Consider the following 18246-nt stretch of genomic DNA (forward strand, 5'->3'; position numbering starts at 1 on the left):
ACAAAAAATTAATATTGAAAGGGATGAAATTAATGAAAGAAAAAACTGGGTTAGTATTGGAAGGTGGAGGACTTCGGGGGATATTTACTGCAGGAGTACTGGATTTCTTTTTGGAAAAAAATATTGAATTTGATAGTTGTATAGGAGTATCTGCAGGAGCTTGCCATGCCTGCAGTTATTTAGCCAAACAGCATAAGAGAGCGTTTAATGTGTCGGTAGATTATCTGGATGATAAAAGATATTGCAGTTTGTATAGCTTGATTACTACTGGAGACTTGTTTGGAGTAGACTTTGTTTATGATGAGATTCCGAATAAATTGAATCCGATTGACAATGAGGCGTTTATGAAAAATAAGACAAAATTTCAGGTAGTAATTACAAATTGTGAGACTGGAGAAGCGGAATATCCAGAAGTTAAAGACTTCGACAAGGACACTGTTTATGTAAGGGCTTCAAGCTCTTTGCCGTTGCTTGCCAGAATGGTTAATATTAATGGAAATGTTTATCTGGATGGCGGAGTTTCCGATTCAATACCAATTAAAAAGTCTATGGAAAATGGAAATACAAAAAATGTAGTTGTCTTGACACGTGATAAAAATTATAGAAAAAAACAAAGTGCATTGGGTAAAATTACTGGGATAAGATATAAAAAGTTTCCTAAATTTGTAGAACTTATGGATACAAGATATAGCCGATATAATGAAGTGCTTGATTACATTGATGAGCTGGAGACAAAAGGAGAGATTTTTGTGATTCGTCCAGAAGTGGAACTGACACTTGGGAGAATTGAGAAAAATAAGAAGAAACTTTTGGAAGTGTATAGTATTGGCTATGAAACAGCGAAAAAAAATTATGAAAATTTGAAAAAATATTTGGAAGGGTAATAATTTTTTGATTATCTGAACTTGAGCATTTATAAATAAGAATTGAATTTGTAGAAGGAAAATATTGAGAAAGTTGGTTTAAATAATGCTTTAGAAGTTAAAAATAAATAAAATGGAAGAGGAAAAAAGTGAAAAATGAAAAAATATGGTATGAACTGGACGCTTTTGCAAAAACCTATTCTTCGATAATTAGTGAAGGTAGAACCACGTGTTTTCGGCTTTCGACATTATTTTCTGAAAATATTGATTTGGAAATATTGGAAAAAGTGGCGATTTTGCTTGAAAAGAAGTATCCGTTTTACAATTCTGAGCTAAAAAAAGGGATTTTTTGGAATTATTTGCAGCAGAAAAAGGCTCATTTTATGATTGAGGAGGAGAAAACTTATCCTTGTACAGATATACAGAAGGATAATCCACTGAGAATCATTTATTTTAATAATAAATTGTCGATAGAAATAGCACATTTTTTGACCGATGGAAAAGGTGCGGCGTTATTTTTTCAGGATTTGATTGAAGAATATTTGGAGAAAAAGTATTTTTGGGAAAATTTTGAAAAAGATAAGACAGATAGTTTAATTGATAAGACCGAAAAAAAGAAGGAAGTAGAAATTGAGAAAATAAATAAAATAATTAATTTTGGAAAAAAGATAAATAAAAATGAAAAAGATTTTGAAAATAAAAAATCTGAAAAAAACTTTTTTGAAAAAACAAGAGAATTGCTGGGAAATGATAGTGTGTTAAAAAATTCTCAAAAAAACGAGTATGTCGACCTTTATGAAAAATATATGAGGAAAGTGAGCAAGGAAACTACGATAAAGTCAGCATTTCACTTGCCAATGAAAATACTGGAAAAAGGGCAGTACCATATTACAACTGGAGAAATTGATGTGGAAAGCCTGAAGGAAGAAAGTAAAAAATATGGGACTACTATTGGGAAGTATCTTCTTTCAGTATATTTCAAAATTTTGCTGGATAGGTATTCTCAAGCAAAAAATCCGATTGTTATTGGAGTGCCGGTTGATTTACGAAAAATTTTTGAAGAAACTACATACAGAAATTTTTTTATAAACATAACTCCTAGCGTGGATGCAAGTCTTGGTGCGTATTCTCTCTCTGAAATCATAACCTATCTGGATAATTATTTTGCCCTAAAAATTACAAAAAAAGAATTTTACAAAAGTATATACAAGGCAATGAATCCAATGCAAAATATAATAATAAAGTCTGTTCCATATTTGATAAAACGTATGTTTTTCCCTTTTATATTTGATTATTACGGAGAACGGGGCTATACAACAGGATTTTCAAATTTAGGAATTTTTAAAGTTAATAAAAAGTATGAAAAATATCTAAAAGGACTCCGATTTTTACCACCACCAAGTAAAAGGTGCAAAATCAAGATGGGAGTTGTAAGTGATTGTAAAAAGGTTTATGTAAATTTTGGAAATTTGACTGCAAATTATGATATTGAGAGAGATTTTTTTGTTTATTTAAGAAAGAGAGGAATGAAATCCAAGATTATTACTAATTATTTTTAAATATTTAATTGAATTTTTTCAAAATTAATATGGATGAAAATTATATTTTGAAAAAAAAGCACAACTTTTGAGTTCAGTTTTAAAGTAGAATTATTATAGAAAAAAGAGGATAAGCATGTATTGTATAAAATGTGGAGTGGAACTGGAAGACGGAGCACAAAGATGTCCGCTGTGTGAAACGCCTGTTCCTGAATTAGAGGGTCTGGAAGATAAGGAATTTGTGAAGGAATATCCGACAATTAATATAAATTTGTATGAAATGAAAATGAAGAAAGTTAAAAAGGCTGTATTTTTATCATTTTTTACAATATCAATCATTTCGATTCTGGAAGTTCTTTTTCAAAATTTGATAATGTATGGAAAATTGGAATGGGGTTATTATGCAATTCCATCTATTTTAATATTTGATTTAGGTTTATTTGTTTTTTTAGATTCGTACAGGATGAGAACAAATCTATTTTTATTGCTAAGTGGCTTTATTGCCTATTTTCTTTTGCTTGATTTTGGAGATGAAAAATTGACTTGGAGCCTTAGACTTGGGATTCCCATTGTTCTTGCCCTTTATCTCATCAGCCTTATTTTTTCGTATGTCTGGGATAAGCATAAGAGCGACAGATTAAAGATGCTAAATTTTTTCATTTTTTTTGTTGGAATATTTCTTTTGATTTTGGAACTAATTATAAGTAAAAAGATGACATGGAGCATATTTTCTTCTATTCCGTTATTTATTTTAAGTATAATGCTAAGATATGCCTATAAGTCTTATAAAGAAGAGTTTAAACGTAGATTACATAGATAATTATTCTTAAAATACTCCATTATTTGATTTCATAAAATATAATAATATAAAAAAATATGCTACCCTTGTGATAGCATATTTAAAAAGGAGTTTTGAAGAAAAAACTTCTTTTTTAAGAGAAAGCCAGTAAAAATGGGTATAAAATTTAATTTGGGGACCAACGGGGGACCAACCTCAAAAAGTAAAAAAATGAAGTCGCTATTTATGGGGGTTTGCGAGTACCAAAAAAATACCACTACTTTTGCAATTCTAAAATTAAAAATCTAGCTAATAAAAAAAGGATTATTCAAATTTGAGTAGTCCTTTTTTGATGTAAATTATTTCCCAGCTGATTCAAATTTTATGTAAAATATGGTATAATTATAATACCAATCCAAAGGCTAGTAGTGTATTTCATAATGGTACTACTCCATAAAAATTTAATAATGCAACCACTTAGAATTGGAAATGCAACCAAAAGTAACCAAAAATGCAACCAGTTTTAGTGGTTGCAAAGTGTTAATAAATACAATAATAATAATAAGGGTTAAAGGTAACAACCAAAAATGAAAATATTTGCAAAAAATTTCAGTAAATGCACCCACTTTTTTTCAAAATGCACCCCTTTATAAAAGAGTGCAAAACATCAAATAAGCTTTTAATTATGGTATATTGAAACGGTAACCAAAACCAAATAATAATGGCGAAAAGTGGCACTAAATGCACCCTTTTTCAAAAATGCACCCCAAAGCAAAAAGGTGCAAACAGGAAACAAAAGCAGAAATGATAAGTGGTTGAATAGGTAACAAGGAAACACGAGAGATTGCAAAAATTTGCAGTAAATACAACCAAAAGCGAACGAACGTTGGAAATAAAATTATAATTGAACTTGAATAAATGGGCCTGATGTAAAGATTTGGCTTTTTTTTATTGCTTTTTATATATTTTAAGTGTATAATATATATATAATATAAATATTTAAGGAGTGATGAAAATGAGTGCAACGACTATAAACATTGATGATGAAACTAAAAAAGAGGCCCAAGAGTTATTTAAGGACTTAGGAATGAATTTAACTACTGCGGTAAATATATTTTTAAAGCAAGCGGTAAGAGAACAGAGGATACCTTTTTATGTTGGGGAGCCAAAGCATAAAGAAGAAACTGGAGAATAATTTACCTTGATACGAATGAAAGGAGAGTTATTTTATGGTTTATATTAATGATAAAGAGGTATCTAAAAAGGAACTGAACAGGATAAGTAAAAGAATAGTTGAAAATACTGAAACTATTGAGGACTTACAAAAGTTATCAGATTTTAGGGCGGAACACTCAAAAATAATAAAAAGTTTCGTATGGAGCTTAAGAAGTATTATAAATAACAAGAAAATAAAATTGCCAAGCAACAGAAATTCAATAATCATTTCCCAAAGATTAAAGAGATTGCCCTCAATAATAGGGAAACTTAAAAGGTTTCCAGAGCTACGTTTGGGTAGAATGCAGGATTTAGCAGGAGCAAGAATAATATTACCTAGCATAAAAGATACCGAAGAAGTTGCAAGCTACTTAAAAAATAAAGTTTATAAACAAAAAGACAAGAATAATTTTTTATTTATTAGGGAAAAAAATTATATCTTAGAGCCAAAAGAGGACGGTTATAGGTCAATACATCAGATATTTAAGTATCAAGGGAAAAAGGAAACAAAACTTGAGGGGTATCAGATCGAGTTACAAATAAGAACTAAGTTGCAACATCAATGGGCTACCTCAGTTGAAATAATAGACAGCATAAAGCAGCAATCTTTAAAGACAGGCGGCGGCGATATTTATTATAGAGAATTTTTTAAATTATCAAGTAAACTGATAGAATACATCGAATTGAACAAAGATATTTCAGAAATTTCAAAAGAGCTGGATAGGTTAAGAGAACTAAACAGGGAATTTAATATACTGAAAACTTTAAGCAGTTTACGAGTTATAACCAAACGGCTTGAGGAAATCACAGGAGAAGGCTATTTGATATTGATATTGGACTACAAAGGCAACAGCATAAGATATATTCAAGTGCCAGAAGAAAATATAAGCCGAGATTATTTGATGTATGAACGTGAATACAAAGAGGACACAAACAACGTTGTATCGGTATCAGTTGAGAACTTAAAGAACTTACGGAAAGCGTACCCAAATTATTTCCTGGACGCAAGGGAATTCGTTACAACGATAGGTAAATATATGAATACAGAGGAATAAAAGAGCAGAACAGAATCACAGTTATTAATTTAGCTGTGATTTTTTTATGCAAAAACAAAATAAAAAAAAGGTACTTTGGAGAGATTTTTTTGCCCTGTGGGTCTGGCGAGTCCCAACTAATTTACATACGCTATTATTTTTAAAATCAATGTCCGTTCCGCTTTTTTTAATTAAATAAATATACAACATAGCTTATTTAAGTACTTGCAAGCAATTTTACCATTTAATAAAAACGGACATAAAACGGAAATAATTAATTATTAACAAATTTAAGGCGATTTGAGAACATTTTACATCTTAGCCATAGTTTTATATCAAAAGTTTGTAAACGAACGTGAGCGAAACGGCAGCCACCTTAAAATTGATTTTAAGAATGAACTCACAAATCACTTTTCACATTTCAGATAAAATTATAATTATGAACTTCATATATTCGATATAAGCAATTATTTAAGTCAAGGTATAGATTAATACCAAAAGTTTTACAAATGAACGTGGTGGGTACTCTATAGCTCTTAGAATTGATTTTAAAATATAACACTGGATAAGGAATTGTAAAAACTTAACAAAACCTAACATTTTAATTTTCTTGGTAGATCCAGCAAGTAAAAAAATACTGCAAATTACGGCATAAATACGACGCCTTAAATTTAAGGTATCGTATTGGGGTCGGCTGAAATTTGTGCCGACCTATTCAAAAATGATGTGAGTAAAATATTTTACCTACATACTTCACAAAGAAGAACGCTGGAGCTACTACTTAAATTTAAGTAACAGCTAATAACAAATGGGCCTATTGTTAGAACAACCTATAAAAACCCGAATAGCCTGTAAAAATTAAAAATAAAAATAATTTTTTAATGAAAATTAAGCGATTTAAGATAGATTTATACCCTAGCCATAGATTAATACCAAAATTTAATTTAATGAACGTGATACCCCCTCTACGTTCGTCTGTGAACGTCTTATGAATAAATTGAGAAATGGAAAATATAAATTACTAAAAAATACTAAAATTTGAAATAATCTTAACTTGCTGATTTGTTGTAAAAATAATTCTAGGAAACACTAAATTTGAATTAGGGTATAAAAAAATTCCCTAAGTTAGATTTATGCAGTATGGATATAAAAACTAGACAAAAGCCAACAATTTAATTTTCATTAACATTAAAAAAATGTTTTATTTTTTAATTTTTACAAGCTATTCGGGGAATTATAGAGAGTTTTCAAAAGGCCCAAATGTAAATGAATTGTCTGTAAGTTTCACAATGCCGTGAGCTTAAAAACAAGCTGTGGAAGTATTTTGATAAGTTAGGCAGTGAAATTATCAAAGAAATGAATTGAAAGCGTGTATGGGCTTGTATTTTGTTTATATGGGGTCGTGTTTCACTAGGTAACTAAAAAAATTATTATTCACGCTACGAAAAATTTTCGTATCAGGGTTATCACTTATTTATGCTGTAAAAAGTTATAAGGAAAATTGTTGACATTTGTTGACGTGTTGGAAAATGTAGGTATAAAATCATTTTCGCCACTTCTGGCGAATAGTTATTACTTGATCCGAAAATGGAAACTTCCGTTATCTTAATTTTCCCCACAAATGGAGAAATAAAAACAACCAAAGGGGAGTTTATCCCTATTGGCTGTATTCAATGATTATTCACGACCTAAGTTTAACATAGCCCGTTATCTGATATATAAATTTTATATACTGGCTAATAAAAGCTAACACGGTAGATTTTATCTATTCACTTCAAAGGGTGTCGCTTTTAACTACTCCCCTAACATTTTAATTAATAGGGGTAGACAATTCGCCTAGTCCTTTAACTATGGGTAGGCGATTTACCCAGTCGTTTTGAGATGGCAGAAGTTTTGCCGTCTGATTTTATAATTATTTTTCTTTATTTTCAGGGGTATCATCATTTCTAAATTCTACCTTTACAGGTATAGAATGTTTGTATAATAAAAATTCAATAAATGGTTTCAATTCATTATAAAGTTCATTTAAATTTATAGAAAATGTTAGATTGTTTATAGAAAAAATTACATCGTATCCATCTGCTTTTAATATTGTAAAAAATTCAGATAATTCAGAGTTATAATTGTATTTTGTTGCTTGTTCGTTATAATTATATTTTGTTGCACTTTCAAAAGGTTTAGTAAGTTCTATTAAATCCTCAAATCTATTATAAGCCATTCTAAGCAATTGATTATTGAAATCATCTATTTTTTTAAAATCTTTATTTGTTTTGTTACTTAAAAAAAAACTAATATCTATATCAAATATTTTAGAAATTTTAAATAATACTGATTCACTAGGAGTTAAGTCGCCATACTCGTATTTTTGTACTGCTGAAATTGATAGACCTGTTTTATTGGCAAATTCCTTTTGTGTCATTTTGTTTTCGGTTCTCAATTGTTTTATTTTTTCATTTATTTTCATAATTACTCACCAATCCAATCTATATTGATTCTATAAATATCATATCATAAAAGTTTAAAAAAACAAACAAAAAATGCTTGACACTCACATATTATGTATGTTATATTTAAACAAAAAACATACATAGTATGTAATAGTTAGGAGTGATAAAAAATGATTAACAGAAAATTATTGGATTCAAAAATGGTATTAAACGGAAAAACACAGGACGATGTAGCTAAATTATTCGGCTTTTCAATAGTTCCAGTAAACAAAAGATTTAATGGGAGAACTAAATTTAAGCCTGAAGAAATCGCTAAACTAAAAGAATTTTTAAACCTAACCAATGATGAAGTAGTAGAAATCTTTATAAACGAATAGGGGTGGGCTGAAATTTTAGCCGAGTAATATTAAAAAACAGGATAGGAGAGGTAAGAAATGAAAGAATTAGCAGTATTGACAGGAAACAACAAAATCTTGATCAATGGAATTGAGATTGAAACTAAGGAATACAAAGGGCAAAGAGTGATAACGTCCTATGATGTGGCGAAATTGCATAAGAGAGAGCCTAAAAGAGTTATTGAGAATTTTCAAAATAACAGGGGAAAATTTGAACTTGGAAAAGATTATTTTGAAATATCCAAAGATGAAATAAGGAAGTCGAAATTTTCGGAATCCTTTTCCAAATACAGTAAAAACAGTATCGAAATACTTTATACTGAAAGAGGATATTTAAAACTTACCAAATCATTTACAGATGAATTAAGCTGGAAAATACAGGATATGCTAATAGATAGCTACTTCGTTGTAGTAACTGGACAGGTACAGCCTAAGCAACTAACCAAAATAGAAGCCTTGCAAATGGCACTTGAAACAGAGCTTGAAAACGAAAGGTTAAGAATTGAGAACAAGGCACAAAAGGAAATAATCAAAGGGCTTAATGGAGATTTACAGCCTTATCAGATAGAGGACATTATAAACAGGGTCGTAAGAGTTGGCGGGGGAAATTATGGGAACAGATACAATGAAATTTAAAGGGTATTTAAGGAACAATATCACATTGATTTAAAGGCTAGAATGAAAAATTATAACAAGACGGTAAGGGCAAAGGACAGATTTAAAAGCGTGCTTAAATATGCACTAGCGAATGATTATGGCAAGGACTTATTGAAAGTAGTAACAAGGCTATACCCCGAAAGTGTAAGGGTTATAATGGACGGAATCAATCGAAATACAGGGCTAGGGAATAATGAAGTTTTGTTATTAAACTGATATGAAACTATAGAAGCATTTGGGCCTGTCAAAATCAAGGACAATCACAATCAAATAGCATACTTGAGAAGTTTGTAATGTAATTTATGAAAAAAATGTAAATTATAACTTGACAAGTTAGTACTAATATTATATAATATGTTTGTACTAACGGATAGGAGAGTTTTATGAAAGAGAAAAATGCAAAAATCACTTTTTATAAAGCTGGAAACGGAACAACTAACAAAGTAACAATACCAGCTGAATTTGCTAGATTTTTGGAATTGTCAAAAGAAAACAATGATATTAAAATCATTTTAGATGAAGAAAACAAGCAAATAATTATAAAAAGGAATTAAAAAAAGCCTTACACAACCTATTAAGTCGTATAAGGCAAAAGCCCCTTATATCGTTAGACAAAAAGAGCTTTGTGGTATAATCCACCGTAGCAAGTAGATTATACTACAAACTTCTTAAAAATGCAAAGGAATTTGTAGTATTTTTTTATACCTAAAATTTACATCGAAAAAATACAAAACAATTATAACACATATCATAAAACAAGTAAATAGGCATATAGAATACATTTCTAGGCAATATAAGAAAATACACAAATAAATTTGATTGTTAGGTTAAGCGTTGGGCTTAATAATTTTTTGATACATCGAAAACGGAGATACACAGAAAATTTAATATAGAAATGGAGTGGTAAGGAATGAAACACAAATTTGAAGCCATAGGAATGGTAAACAAAAACAGCGACAAAGCAAGGGAAAAGGCCCGAAATAAAGTGATTAACAGAATAAAAAGAATGATTAAGGGGGTGAAATAATGGAAATTTCATTTATAGAAGTTGAAGAAATACAAATTAAATGTGAAGAATTAACGGGGTTACTAGACGCAATGTATCAAGCTGTATCAAATGGAGATGGTTTTAAATATAGAGCGGCGGGCCTCGTCCATATTTTAAATATGGGAATAAATATTACTGAGGAACTTGAACAATTAAAATATAAATTAATAGAAAAAGAAGAAAGTGTTTAAGATTTTTAGAAATAAGAGGTTGTAAAATGAATATTTATGAAAAAATAAATAAAATACAGGTTGAATTAAAGGCTCCGAAAGAAAATAAAAATGAATTTGGAAATTATAATTATCGTTCGGCGGAAGATATTTATAACGCTTTAAAGCCATTTTTAAAAGAGGATAAATTAATATTGTTATTTGAGGAGAAGATTAGAATAGAAAATGAAAGAGAAATTTTAACAAGCACGCTTGAAATTATAGATGTGGAAAATCCAGTTGAAAAAATCACAAAAAGTATTGATGTTATTATAGCAAAAACTAAGAATGGGAATGATTTGACACAGGCAACAGGCGTATCAATAAGCTATGCTAGAAAATATTTAATGTGTGGAGCATTCACCATTGATAATGAAAGGGATAATGACGCAATAAATAAGCACGAGGAAAAAACAAACAAACGACAGTTAAAACAGCAAATAACAGCTAAAGAAGAACAACTAAAAAAAGAAAATTGTATAAAATGGATAGAGAACAACATTTCAAAAATTAGCAAAGATAAACAAAGTGCGGTATTGAATAATAACAGTTTAAATGAACTAAACAACCTAAAATGGACAGAATTAAAAGCTATTTATCACAATATAGACAAAGAAATTAAGAGTGGAGGAAAAAAATGGAATTAATGGGAAACAAGGAAATGATAACAAGTAGGGAGTTACTGGATAAGATTAATGAATTTAGAGAAAAGGAGTATGAGGAAAAGGCAAAGGCTGGAACATTGACAAAAGCAGAAATAAAAAGAGAGCATTTTGTAGAAATGGAACACAGGAAATTAAAACGTATCATTTTACAAGAATTTAACGAGGAAAATATTTTCCGCGTTGAATATATAGACAAAAAGGGAGAAAAAAGAGAAATGTTTGAATTAACATTCAGACAAGCGATAAGAGTGGCAAGCCGTGAAAGTATAATTGTACGAGATAAAGTATTTAAATATATCGAACATTTAGAAAATGAACTTAAAAAGGCACTGGAACGTGAAAGATTGCAAGTAAGGGCAATGGGAAAAGCATTAAGGAACTTGGAAACGAATACTATTCAAAGATTGCTGGAGTATGGGAATGTACCAAAAGAAAAATGGAAACTATATTTTTCAAACTACACAATGATAGCGTACAGGATAATGGGATACAAGAAAAAGCCTGAAAGAAACGAAATAAATGCACAGGAATTAAGTTTATTGCAACAGCTGGAGACAGTTATAAACGTTACAATCATTGAAAATATATCTAAGAACGTGCCACATTACTTGATATATCAGGATTGCAGGGACAAGGCAACGGAAGTGTTTAGGAAAGTGCGGAGCTTGTTTATAAGCGAAATAGACAAGGCAACACAAAGGGGATTTGAAGCAATGGAACAGGAGCAGTTGGGCCTAATATAATGAAAAAATAGCCTAATTTTTCAAGATAATTGGAATTTTAGGCTTTAAAATGAAAAAAATAGGAGATTTTTAAAAATGGGAAAATACGAAAAGAAAATGCCTAATGTTAGAAAAAATATTCAAAAGATACAGAGACATAAAAATTATAACGAGGATATAGAAAGCGTGATAAAGAAATTAGATAAGGAAATAGACGATTATAAGCTATACGAGAGATATTTAACATCAATATATGAATTAATGGAGCTTGGCATAAAAATAACAGCGTTAGCATACAATTAAGGGGGATAGAATGGATAAAATAGATATATTGAGAAAAGTCGTAACAACAGCAAATAAAGAACGAAAAAAGAAGTGGATTGAAACACAAAAAGAACGGAAAATACAGGCATTGGCATTTGTTGAGTTTTTAGGCGAATTGCAAATACCTGGTGAACAAATAATTCAAATAGTGGATAAAGTTACCGATTTGTTAGAGGTATCAATAGATAATGTTGTTTTTGAAGCACTTATTGACGAAAGTGAACAAATAATGCAAGTCTTTGATGAAGAGGAAGACAGACAACCATTATCATAACAGCGAAAGGAGAAAATATGAAATCAGTATATTGCAAGCATTGTGGAACATTCTTATTTGGAATAGAAAACAGTTGTATTTATTATGCTGCCAAATGCAAGAAGTGTGGCAAACTGAATTATGGAAAATCACAGCAAGAATATGATCCAAAGAAAAAGAACAAGAAATAAAAAATGCCTGTTATTTCACAAAAAGGGGGGAGTGTTATAACAAGCAATCATAATTATTTTGGTGTATTTCTATATATCAATTATACCATATCACAGCAGTTAAGACAATCAAAATTTTAGGCCCCAATCTTTAAATGATAAGAGAATAAAAATGTAATATTAAATACCATAACAAATTATACATTTTTAAAGTAAAAAATAGGAAATAAAAATGTAAAGTTAGATACCATAACAGCCAAAAATGTAAGATTAATACAAGGTTAAAAAAATTACGTAATTTTGAATAAGCAAAATTTTTTTCCTTTACTTATATATAGTTATAATGGGAACGAATTTTACATTTTTAATCATTTTTCATTCAAAGATATAACCTAGATAGCATAAATAAGGGCTTAGAATATAAAATAATCTATATATTTCAAAGAAAAGCAATGATAATTTATTGATTATATACAGACATACACAAAGAAAAATAATTATAGAGAAAAGAGAGGGATAATGCACGCCGAATTTAACATTTGGGTAAGGAAGTGAAATTAATGAGTGAAAGGGGAAATTATCCGAAAAGATATAGATACACAGAAGAAGAAACAAACAGGATAATAGAGATATTGGAAATCATAGAGGAATACAGGAAAGCGAGTGAAATTGATGAAACGCTAGAATGTATAAACAATGAACTGTTATACGGAAGTGGAGAAATAAACTATGTAACAAGGTGCAAGCGTCAAACTTGCCCTTTATGTAGAGAAAACAGGAAATACAAGACGTATTTAAAACTAAAGGAAAAAATCAATGAACAAAACGGAATCCGATATATCCTAATAACATTTAACGGCAGAGAAATAAGCGACTTATCGAAATTAAGAGATGAAGTTACTGAAAATAACGACATAGTGGCAAAAATTGTAAGAAAAAGGAGCATACAGGCTATAATGCTGGGATATATAAAAATAGTTGAAATTTCCTATAACAAATACACAGGAAAGTTATTGCCGCATATCCATTTGTTATTAGGAGTTAGAGAGGACTTTAAAAAACATTGGATTAGGAAAAAAGAAATAGGAAAATTGGAAAAGACTTGGAAAAAATGGAAAAAGGAAGAAATTAAAAATGCTATTGATGTAAAAATAGTCAAAGATACGGAAAATGATATAGACGCAGTATTAAGATATATAACGATTATAGGAAAAAAACGAATAATGAAACTTGATGATATGGAAATTCGGGCCTTTTTTGAAATGATAAACGACAGGAAAAGGCTGTTTACTACTTCAGGAATATTCAAATAACAAAACGGGGTGATTTAATTGAACTTGAGAGCAAAGAGAATGGCATACAACGTATTAAAGCTCAAGATAAAGGATAAAAAATTGAATTACCAGAAATTAGCTAAGGAATTAAGAATATCGGAAAGTGGACTTAATAAAAAAATAAACGGAAAAAATTATTTTACACAGTCGGAAATATACAAAATAAAAGAGTTATTAGAACTAACGGACAATGAATTGATTAAAATATTTTTTTGACTATTGTAAAAAACGGTATTAAAATTATAGGGCAGAGTAGTGCCTATTAGCTAGATTTTTGGATTGGTGGAAGAAATGAAAAGAATAAAAAATGCAAATGGTACTGGAAGCGTAACAAAAACCACAAAGAGAAAGCCTTACAGGGTAAGGGTTACGGACTGGAGAACAAAGAAAAGGGTATCGCTGGGATATTATGAAACAAGGAAACAGGCAATGGAAGTGCTGAATGAATATTTATACAATCCCTATGATGTAGAGAACAGTACAATGACATTTAAAGGGCTGTATAGATTATTTATTGAAAATCAAAAAGGACTTGTTGCAGTTGGCACGATAAAAGGCTATGAGAACAGCTTTAAGAGATGTAAGCCGTTACATAGTCTAATATTTAGGGAAATAAAAAGCCCACAAATGCAAGACACTGTAAACAATCTTGATTGCAGTGTAGCAACAAAGAAGATCACAAAGAACTTTTTGACGGTATTATCCAACTATGCTATGGAACTTGAAATAATGACAGTGAACAGAGCGAAGTTTATAAGATTGCCAAAGGAAAGCAGTAAAAGGCAAAAGAATGTGTTTACAGGCTATGAAATTCAAAAGCTATGGAATAATATTGGCATACAGTGGGTAGACTATATTTTGATTATGATTTACACAGGTATGAGAATAGGCGAAATTACAGAACTGAAAAAAGAAAACGTTGACTTATTACGTAGAATTATAAACGGCGGAAACAAGACGGAAAAAGGGAGACATAGACAAATACCAATACACAAGGATATATTTCAGTTAGTGAAAGGACTATATGAGAGCAGTCCAACTGAATATTTGCTATATAATAAAAAATGGGTATTTGAGAAAAAGAAAAAAGAAAATAAGCCGATACGTACAAATTATTTTAGAGAAAAGTTTTATAAGACGCTGGAAGAGTTAGAAATGAACCATAAGCCACACGATTGCCGAAAGACATTGGCAACCTTTATGAACAATCAGAAAATAAATAGCGTTGTAATAACTGATATACTGGGACACGAGGACATAAGCACTACAAATGAATATTATATTCAATCAGACATCGAGGAATTGACTGTATCAATGGATAACATCAAATTTTTGAATGATGTAAATTAAAAGATCTAATCGGATCAATAAAACTGATAATTTGTAGGCAATGAATTTGGGGACCAACGGGGGACCAACCGGCAAGGTAACTGAGTACCTTTTTTGGAAAAATCACAAATAAATAAAAAATCTTAAAAAATGAAAAAGGTAACTGAATACCTTTTTGGTACTGTATTACCTTGCTTTGTAAAAAAATGGCAAAAAAAATATGCTACCCTTGTGATAGCATATTTAAAAAGGAGTTTTGAAGAAAAAAGTTTTCACTTTTTCTATTGGTCAGATATGATTATACAGGAAAACTCTTATAATAAAGTTTTTTAAAGCTTTGTTTTATCTTTGTGAGATAGTGATGCTTGAGTTGTATTATTCATTATAATCTTCCGTTTCTCTATGTGAATTGCAGGTTGAAGTGCCTGAACAGCTACAACAATCTGTTCCACAAAAATTTTTATTTTTCTTATAATCTTTATATATTTTTCTAAAGACTGCAAACACAATTATAGCTGCAATTACAGCAACAATGATTGTTTTTACCATGTTTTGACATCCTTTCAAGATTGCATGATTAATAATAAATTTTATTTATAAATATCATTTTAAAATTATATTTTAATCTAAAAATATATTTGAATTATAATAATTCAATGATTCTGAAATTATACAAATAATCGTGCGACATTAAAAAACAGTACTGATACAGCATAAGGTAAAATTAATAGCATTGATACTTGAAATACTAATAATTTCCATCCAAACTCCTGTTTTAATGCTCCCATTGCTACAGCACATGGCACTACAAGAAGAACATACAACATAAATGAATAAGCTCTTATTGAACCATATTTGTCATTCCATAGATTTCTAATTGCTGGAACGATATTTCCTCCAGCATCTTCATCAAGATCTTCCTGACTTTTCATTTCCAATGTTGAAATTTTGAAAGTCGCAATGTGTCCCAAAGATTTTGTAGAATCAAGTACAGCATTTCCTAGACCAATTCCTTGCTCTTTTAAATCATTTGCAAAATTATATTCCTGTTGCTCGTCTTCTTTCTCTGACAACAAAATTTGCCCTAAAAATCCCACAACAGTCTCCTTTGCTATAATACTTGGTACAATGGAAGCTACAGGTTCCCATCTGTCACCAAAGCCAGTTGGCTTGAAAACAGGCTGTACAACTTTTGCCGCTTGTCCTAAGTAAGAATTTTCGGCATCTCCTTTATTTGGAAAATATTGGAAAAACCAGATAACTAGAAGTATTCCTAAAATTACTGTGGTTGCTTTTTTTACATAGGCAAAAGTTTTTGATTTCATATTATTCCATACAACTTTTGCGCTTGGTAATCTATAAGGAGGTAGTTCTATTAGAAGTTCAGTGTTATTTCCCTTGAAGTACTTGAATCTTTTTAGTATAAATGCTACAAAAAGAGCCATAAATACTCCAAAAAGATAAATTGAAACTACAACTAGGGCTGCCTGTTTGCTGAAAAAAGCTGCCGCAAGAAGAGAATAAACTGGAAGTCTTGCACCACAAGACATAAAAGTGGCAATAACTCCTGTCAGCCTTCTTGTTTTCTCATCTTCTAACGTTCTTGTGGAATAAATTGCTGGAACTGTACATCCAAATCCGATTAACATTGGGATAAATGCTTTTCCAGAAAGTCCAACTTTTGTCATCATTTTATTCAGAATAAACGCTACACGTGCCATATACCCACTTTCTTCAAGAATTGCCATGAAAAAATATATAAAGAACATAAGTGGAACAAATGTCAAGACTGAACCTACTCCAGCAAGAATCCCTTCCAGCACAAAGCTGCTTAGCCAGTCAGGTACTCCTTCAATAGCATGCCCTACATATTTTATTACAAAATCACTAAAAAACCCGTCAATCCAGTCAATAAAGGGAGAACTTCCATCAAATACAATAACAAACACTGCATAAATTATAGCAAGAAATGCGATTCCACCTAAAAATTTATTTAGAAGTATTTTATCAATTTTATCTGTCAAGGCAAATTTATTTCCAGTACCTCTTGTCAAATTTGCTGAGATAATTCCACGCACAATTCCGTATCTTGCCCTTGCCAATACATCTTCAGGCTCAATTCCATAATGTTCCTCAAGATTTTTCTTCTCAAGACTTCCAACATCTAATAAGTTGATTCCAAATTCATTTTTTACTCTTGCCATTACATTTGTATCATTTTCTAAAATTTTGATAATAAGCCAGTCAGCAGAGTATTTTTCTAGCATTTTTTCATAGGATTTCTCATTTTTTAGTTTATTTTTCAAAGTTTCAATATTACTCTCAATTTCTTTGTCAAACAAAAGTCTGTTCTGTTTATGTTCTGATGAAGTTTGTTTTGAAATTTCAACTACTTTTTCCATAAGCTTATCTACGCCGTTTCCAGATTTTCCACTTGTAAAGACGACTGGGATGCCAAGCTGCTTTTGAAATCTCTCTATATCCAGCTTATAACCAATCCTTTTAAATTCATCCTCAAAGTTAAGTGCCATAACGATTGGAATGCCGAGTTCCTTTAATAGAGCTGTTAAATAAATATTTTTCTCAAGCGATGTGGAATCCATAACATTGATTATTACATCAACTTTTTCATTTAGTAAAAAATCTCTTGAAACACGCTCTTCAGGAGTATTTATTGATAAATTGTAAATTCCCGGCAAATCGATAAGTTTTATATCTTCATTGCCTATCTTAAAAAAAACTTCCTTTTTTTCTATTGTTACCCCTGGCCAGTTTCCTATTTTTAAACTTGCATGTGAGATTTGATTAATTAAAGCGGTTTTTCCTACGTTAGGATTTCCGACAAATGCTACATTTATCATTTTACCACCTCAATTTGAATATGATTTGCTAAATTTGTACTGATTACGATTTTTGTTTCTACTGTCTTTATTAAGATATTTCCATTTGCAATATTTTCTATTGTACATGCGTCGCCTCTACAAACTCCCAAACTTAATAATCGTGTATCCAATGTCCTCTAATCAATATCTTTTAGCAAAAATTTCTCTCCAATCTTTCCTTCCACTAGAGTCATTTTAGTCCATCTCCTCTCATTATTATTTTTTGATTTCTGAAATTTTTTTATTTAAAATAATTTTAAAATAAGTTTTTTGATAAACTTTTAATAATTCACTTTAAAATTATTTCAAAAGTTTAACAAATACTGCGATAATCGAATATTTTTGTTGTCAAATCATTTTATAATTTTTTAAAAAATAATGCA

The 18246-nt window shown here is 30.1% G+C and carries 22 protein-coding genes; 18 read left to right on the plus strand and 4 right to left on the minus strand.

Annotated features, from left to right (window positions below; genetic code table 11):
- The first annotated feature begins 32 nt into the window (after positions 1–32).
- The 5 genes from QU666_RS02330 to QU666_RS02350 all read left to right on the plus strand — a co-directional run bounded on the left by QU666_RS02330 (position 33) and on the right by QU666_RS02350 (position 5449).
- Positions 33–884, plus strand: coding sequence for a patatin family protein (locus QU666_RS02330; protein ID WP_021770099.1), 852 nt, complete (start codon positions 33–35; stop codon positions 882–884).
- A 128-nt stretch (positions 885–1012) separates the two neighbouring features.
- Positions 1013–2422: a hypothetical protein gene (locus tag QU666_RS02335; protein WP_021770100.1), complete on the plus strand. Its 1410-nt coding sequence runs from the start codon at positions 1013–1015 to the stop codon at positions 2420–2422.
- Between the two features lie 115 nt (positions 2423–2537).
- A complete protein-coding gene (locus QU666_RS02340; RefSeq protein ID WP_021770101.1) occupies positions 2538–3221 on the plus strand; it encodes a DUF6320 domain-containing protein in 684 nt (227 codons plus the stop codon).
- Positions 3222–4194: 973 nt separating this feature from the next.
- Positions 4195–4374 (plus strand): type II toxin-antitoxin system RelB/DinJ family antitoxin, encoded by a 180-nt coding sequence (locus tag QU666_RS02345; RefSeq protein WP_198012149.1) that lies wholly within the window; start codon positions 4195–4197, stop codon positions 4372–4374.
- Positions 4375–4408: 34 nt separating this feature from the next.
- Positions 4409–5449 (plus strand): RelA/SpoT domain-containing protein, encoded by a 1041-nt coding sequence (locus QU666_RS02350; RefSeq protein ID WP_021770104.1) that lies wholly within the window; start codon positions 4409–4411, stop codon positions 5447–5449.
- A gap of 1891 nt (positions 5450–7340) precedes the next feature.
- On the opposite strand, the gene QU666_RS02355 is transcribed toward QU666_RS02350, so the two are convergent.
- The gene (locus tag QU666_RS02355) at positions 7341–7892 is read right to left on the minus strand and encodes a helix-turn-helix domain-containing protein (protein ID WP_021770107.1); all 552 of its coding nucleotides are present in this window, start codon (positions 7890–7892) and stop codon (positions 7341–7343) included.
- Between the two features lie 153 nt (positions 7893–8045).
- Here QU666_RS02355 and QU666_RS02360 point away from each other — a divergent pair, with 153 nt between their 5' ends.
- From QU666_RS02360 to QU666_RS02420, 13 genes are all read left to right on the plus strand, one after another.
- Positions 8046–8252, plus strand: a complete 207-nt coding sequence (locus QU666_RS02360) for a helix-turn-helix transcriptional regulator (RefSeq protein ID WP_021770108.1) — start codon at positions 8046–8048, stop codon at positions 8250–8252.
- 57 nt (positions 8253–8309) lie between these two features.
- Complete coding sequence (locus QU666_RS02365) at positions 8310–8906, plus strand: ORF6N domain-containing protein (RefSeq protein WP_021770109.1); 597 nt, start codon at positions 8310–8312, stop codon at positions 8904–8906.
- 42 nt (positions 8907–8948) lie between these two features.
- The gene (locus tag QU666_RS02370; RefSeq protein ID WP_021770110.1) at positions 8949–9143 is read left to right on the plus strand and encodes a hypothetical protein; all 195 of its coding nucleotides are present in this window, start codon (positions 8949–8951) and stop codon (positions 9141–9143) included.
- 167 nt (positions 9144–9310) lie between these two features.
- On the plus strand, positions 9311–9481 hold the full coding sequence (locus tag QU666_RS02375; protein ID WP_021770111.1) for a hypothetical protein: 171 nt from the start codon (positions 9311–9313) through the stop codon (positions 9479–9481).
- Between the two features lie 472 nt (positions 9482–9953).
- Positions 9954–10166 (plus strand): hypothetical protein, encoded by a 213-nt coding sequence (locus tag QU666_RS02380; protein ID WP_021770112.1) that lies wholly within the window; start codon positions 9954–9956, stop codon positions 10164–10166.
- A gap of 26 nt (positions 10167–10192) precedes the next feature.
- A complete protein-coding gene (locus QU666_RS02385) occupies positions 10193–10831 on the plus strand; it encodes an ERF family protein (RefSeq protein WP_021770113.1) in 639 nt (212 codons plus the stop codon).
- The gene (locus QU666_RS02390; RefSeq protein ID WP_021770114.1) at positions 10822–11592 is read left to right on the plus strand and encodes a hypothetical protein; all 771 of its coding nucleotides are present in this window, start codon (positions 10822–10824) and stop codon (positions 11590–11592) included. The genes QU666_RS02385 and QU666_RS02390 overlap by 10 nt, the downstream gene beginning before the upstream one ends.
- A 75-nt stretch (positions 11593–11667) precedes the next feature.
- Complete coding sequence (locus tag QU666_RS02395; protein WP_021770115.1) at positions 11668–11874, plus strand: hypothetical protein; 207 nt, start codon at positions 11668–11670, stop codon at positions 11872–11874.
- Between the two features lie 28 nt (positions 11875–11902).
- The gene (locus tag QU666_RS02400) at positions 11903–12169 is read left to right on the plus strand and encodes a hypothetical protein (protein WP_304984859.1); all 267 of its coding nucleotides are present in this window, start codon (positions 11903–11905) and stop codon (positions 12167–12169) included.
- A gap of 17 nt (positions 12170–12186) precedes the next feature.
- Positions 12187–12339, plus strand: coding sequence for a hypothetical protein (locus QU666_RS02405; RefSeq protein WP_021770117.1), 153 nt, complete (start codon positions 12187–12189; stop codon positions 12337–12339).
- A gap of 539 nt (positions 12340–12878) precedes the next feature.
- On the plus strand, positions 12879–13631 hold the full coding sequence (locus QU666_RS02410) for a protein rep (RefSeq protein ID WP_021770118.1): 753 nt from the start codon (positions 12879–12881) through the stop codon (positions 13629–13631).
- 18 nt (positions 13632–13649) lie between these two features.
- Positions 13650–13868, plus strand: coding sequence for a helix-turn-helix domain-containing protein (locus QU666_RS02415; protein ID WP_084410146.1), 219 nt, complete (start codon positions 13650–13652; stop codon positions 13866–13868).
- Between the two features lie 75 nt (positions 13869–13943).
- Positions 13944–15002 carry a site-specific integrase gene (locus QU666_RS02420; protein ID WP_036071852.1) on the plus strand — a complete coding sequence of 353 codons (1059 nt, stop codon included), beginning with the start codon at positions 13944–13946 and terminating at the stop codon, positions 15000–15002.
- Positions 15003–15356: 354 nt separating this feature from the next.
- Here QU666_RS02420 and QU666_RS02425 read toward each other — a convergent pair whose 3' ends face one another.
- The 3 genes from QU666_RS02425 to QU666_RS02435 form a co-directional block, all read right to left on the minus strand.
- On the minus strand, positions 15357–15530 hold the full coding sequence (locus tag QU666_RS02425) for a FeoB-associated Cys-rich membrane protein (RefSeq protein WP_021770122.1): 174 nt from the start codon (positions 15528–15530) through the stop codon (positions 15357–15359).
- Positions 15531–15649: 119 nt separating this feature from the next.
- A complete protein-coding gene (gene feoB / locus QU666_RS02430; protein WP_021770123.1) occupies positions 15650–17842 on the minus strand; it encodes a ferrous iron transport protein B in 2193 nt (730 codons plus the stop codon).
- Positions 17839–17994, minus strand: a complete 156-nt coding sequence (locus QU666_RS02435; RefSeq protein WP_232218484.1) for a FeoA domain-containing protein — start codon at positions 17992–17994, stop codon at positions 17839–17841. The genes feoB and QU666_RS02435 overlap by 4 nt, the downstream gene beginning before the upstream one ends.
- Between the last annotated feature and the right edge of the window lie 252 nt (positions 17995–18246).

The organism is Leptotrichia sp. HMT-225 (genome assembly GCF_030644325.1).
In the GTDB taxonomy this organism is placed as follows: domain Bacteria; phylum Fusobacteriota; class Fusobacteriia; order Fusobacteriales; family Leptotrichiaceae; genus Leptotrichia; species Leptotrichia massiliensis.

What these genes read in the sequence shown, in the direction of transcription:
- QU666_RS02330 (WP_021770099.1), top strand. Translation starts at nt 33, where the DNA reads ATGAAAGAAAAAACTGGGTTAGTATTGGAAGGTGGAGGACTTCGGGGG.
- QU666_RS02340 (WP_021770101.1), top strand. Translation starts at nt 2,538, where the DNA reads ATGTATTGTATAAAATGTGGAGTGGAACTGGAAGACGGAGCACAAAGA.
- QU666_RS02345 (WP_198012149.1), top strand. Translation starts at nt 4,195, where the DNA reads ATGAGTGCAACGACTATAAACATTGATGATGAAACTAAAAAAGAGGCC.
- QU666_RS02350 (WP_021770104.1), top strand. Translation starts at nt 4,409, where the DNA reads ATGGTTTATATTAATGATAAAGAGGTATCTAAAAAGGAACTGAACAGG.
- QU666_RS02355 (WP_021770107.1), bottom strand. Translation starts at nt 7,892, where the DNA reads ATGAAAATAAATGAAAAAATAAAACAATTGAGAACCGAAAACAAAATG.
- QU666_RS02360 (WP_021770108.1), top strand. Translation starts at nt 8,046, where the DNA reads ATGATTAACAGAAAATTATTGGATTCAAAAATGGTATTAAACGGAAAA.
- QU666_RS02365 (WP_021770109.1), top strand. Translation starts at nt 8,310, where the DNA reads ATGAAAGAATTAGCAGTATTGACAGGAAACAACAAAATCTTGATCAAT.
- QU666_RS02370 (WP_021770110.1), top strand. Translation starts at nt 8,949, where the DNA reads ATGAAAAATTATAACAAGACGGTAAGGGCAAAGGACAGATTTAAAAGC.
- QU666_RS02375 (WP_021770111.1), top strand. Translation starts at nt 9,311, where the DNA reads ATGAAAGAGAAAAATGCAAAAATCACTTTTTATAAAGCTGGAAACGGA.
- QU666_RS02380 (WP_021770112.1), top strand. Translation starts at nt 9,954, where the DNA reads ATGGAAATTTCATTTATAGAAGTTGAAGAAATACAAATTAAATGTGAA.
- QU666_RS02385 (WP_021770113.1), top strand. Translation starts at nt 10,193, where the DNA reads ATGAATATTTATGAAAAAATAAATAAAATACAGGTTGAATTAAAGGCT.
- QU666_RS02390 (WP_021770114.1), top strand. Translation starts at nt 10,822, where the DNA reads ATGGAATTAATGGGAAACAAGGAAATGATAACAAGTAGGGAGTTACTG.
- QU666_RS02395 (WP_021770115.1), top strand. Translation starts at nt 11,668, where the DNA reads ATGGGAAAATACGAAAAGAAAATGCCTAATGTTAGAAAAAATATTCAA.
- QU666_RS02405 (WP_021770117.1), top strand. Translation starts at nt 12,187, where the DNA reads ATGAAATCAGTATATTGCAAGCATTGTGGAACATTCTTATTTGGAATA.
- QU666_RS02410 (WP_021770118.1), top strand. Translation starts at nt 12,879, where the DNA reads ATGAGTGAAAGGGGAAATTATCCGAAAAGATATAGATACACAGAAGAA.
- QU666_RS02420 (WP_036071852.1), top strand. Translation starts at nt 13,944, where the DNA reads ATGAAAAGAATAAAAAATGCAAATGGTACTGGAAGCGTAACAAAAACC.
- QU666_RS02425 (WP_021770122.1), bottom strand. Translation starts at nt 15,530, where the DNA reads ATGGTAAAAACAATCATTGTTGCTGTAATTGCAGCTATAATTGTGTTT.
- feoB (WP_021770123.1), bottom strand. Translation starts at nt 17,842, where the DNA reads ATGATAAATGTAGCATTTGTCGGAAATCCTAACGTAGGAAAAACCGCT.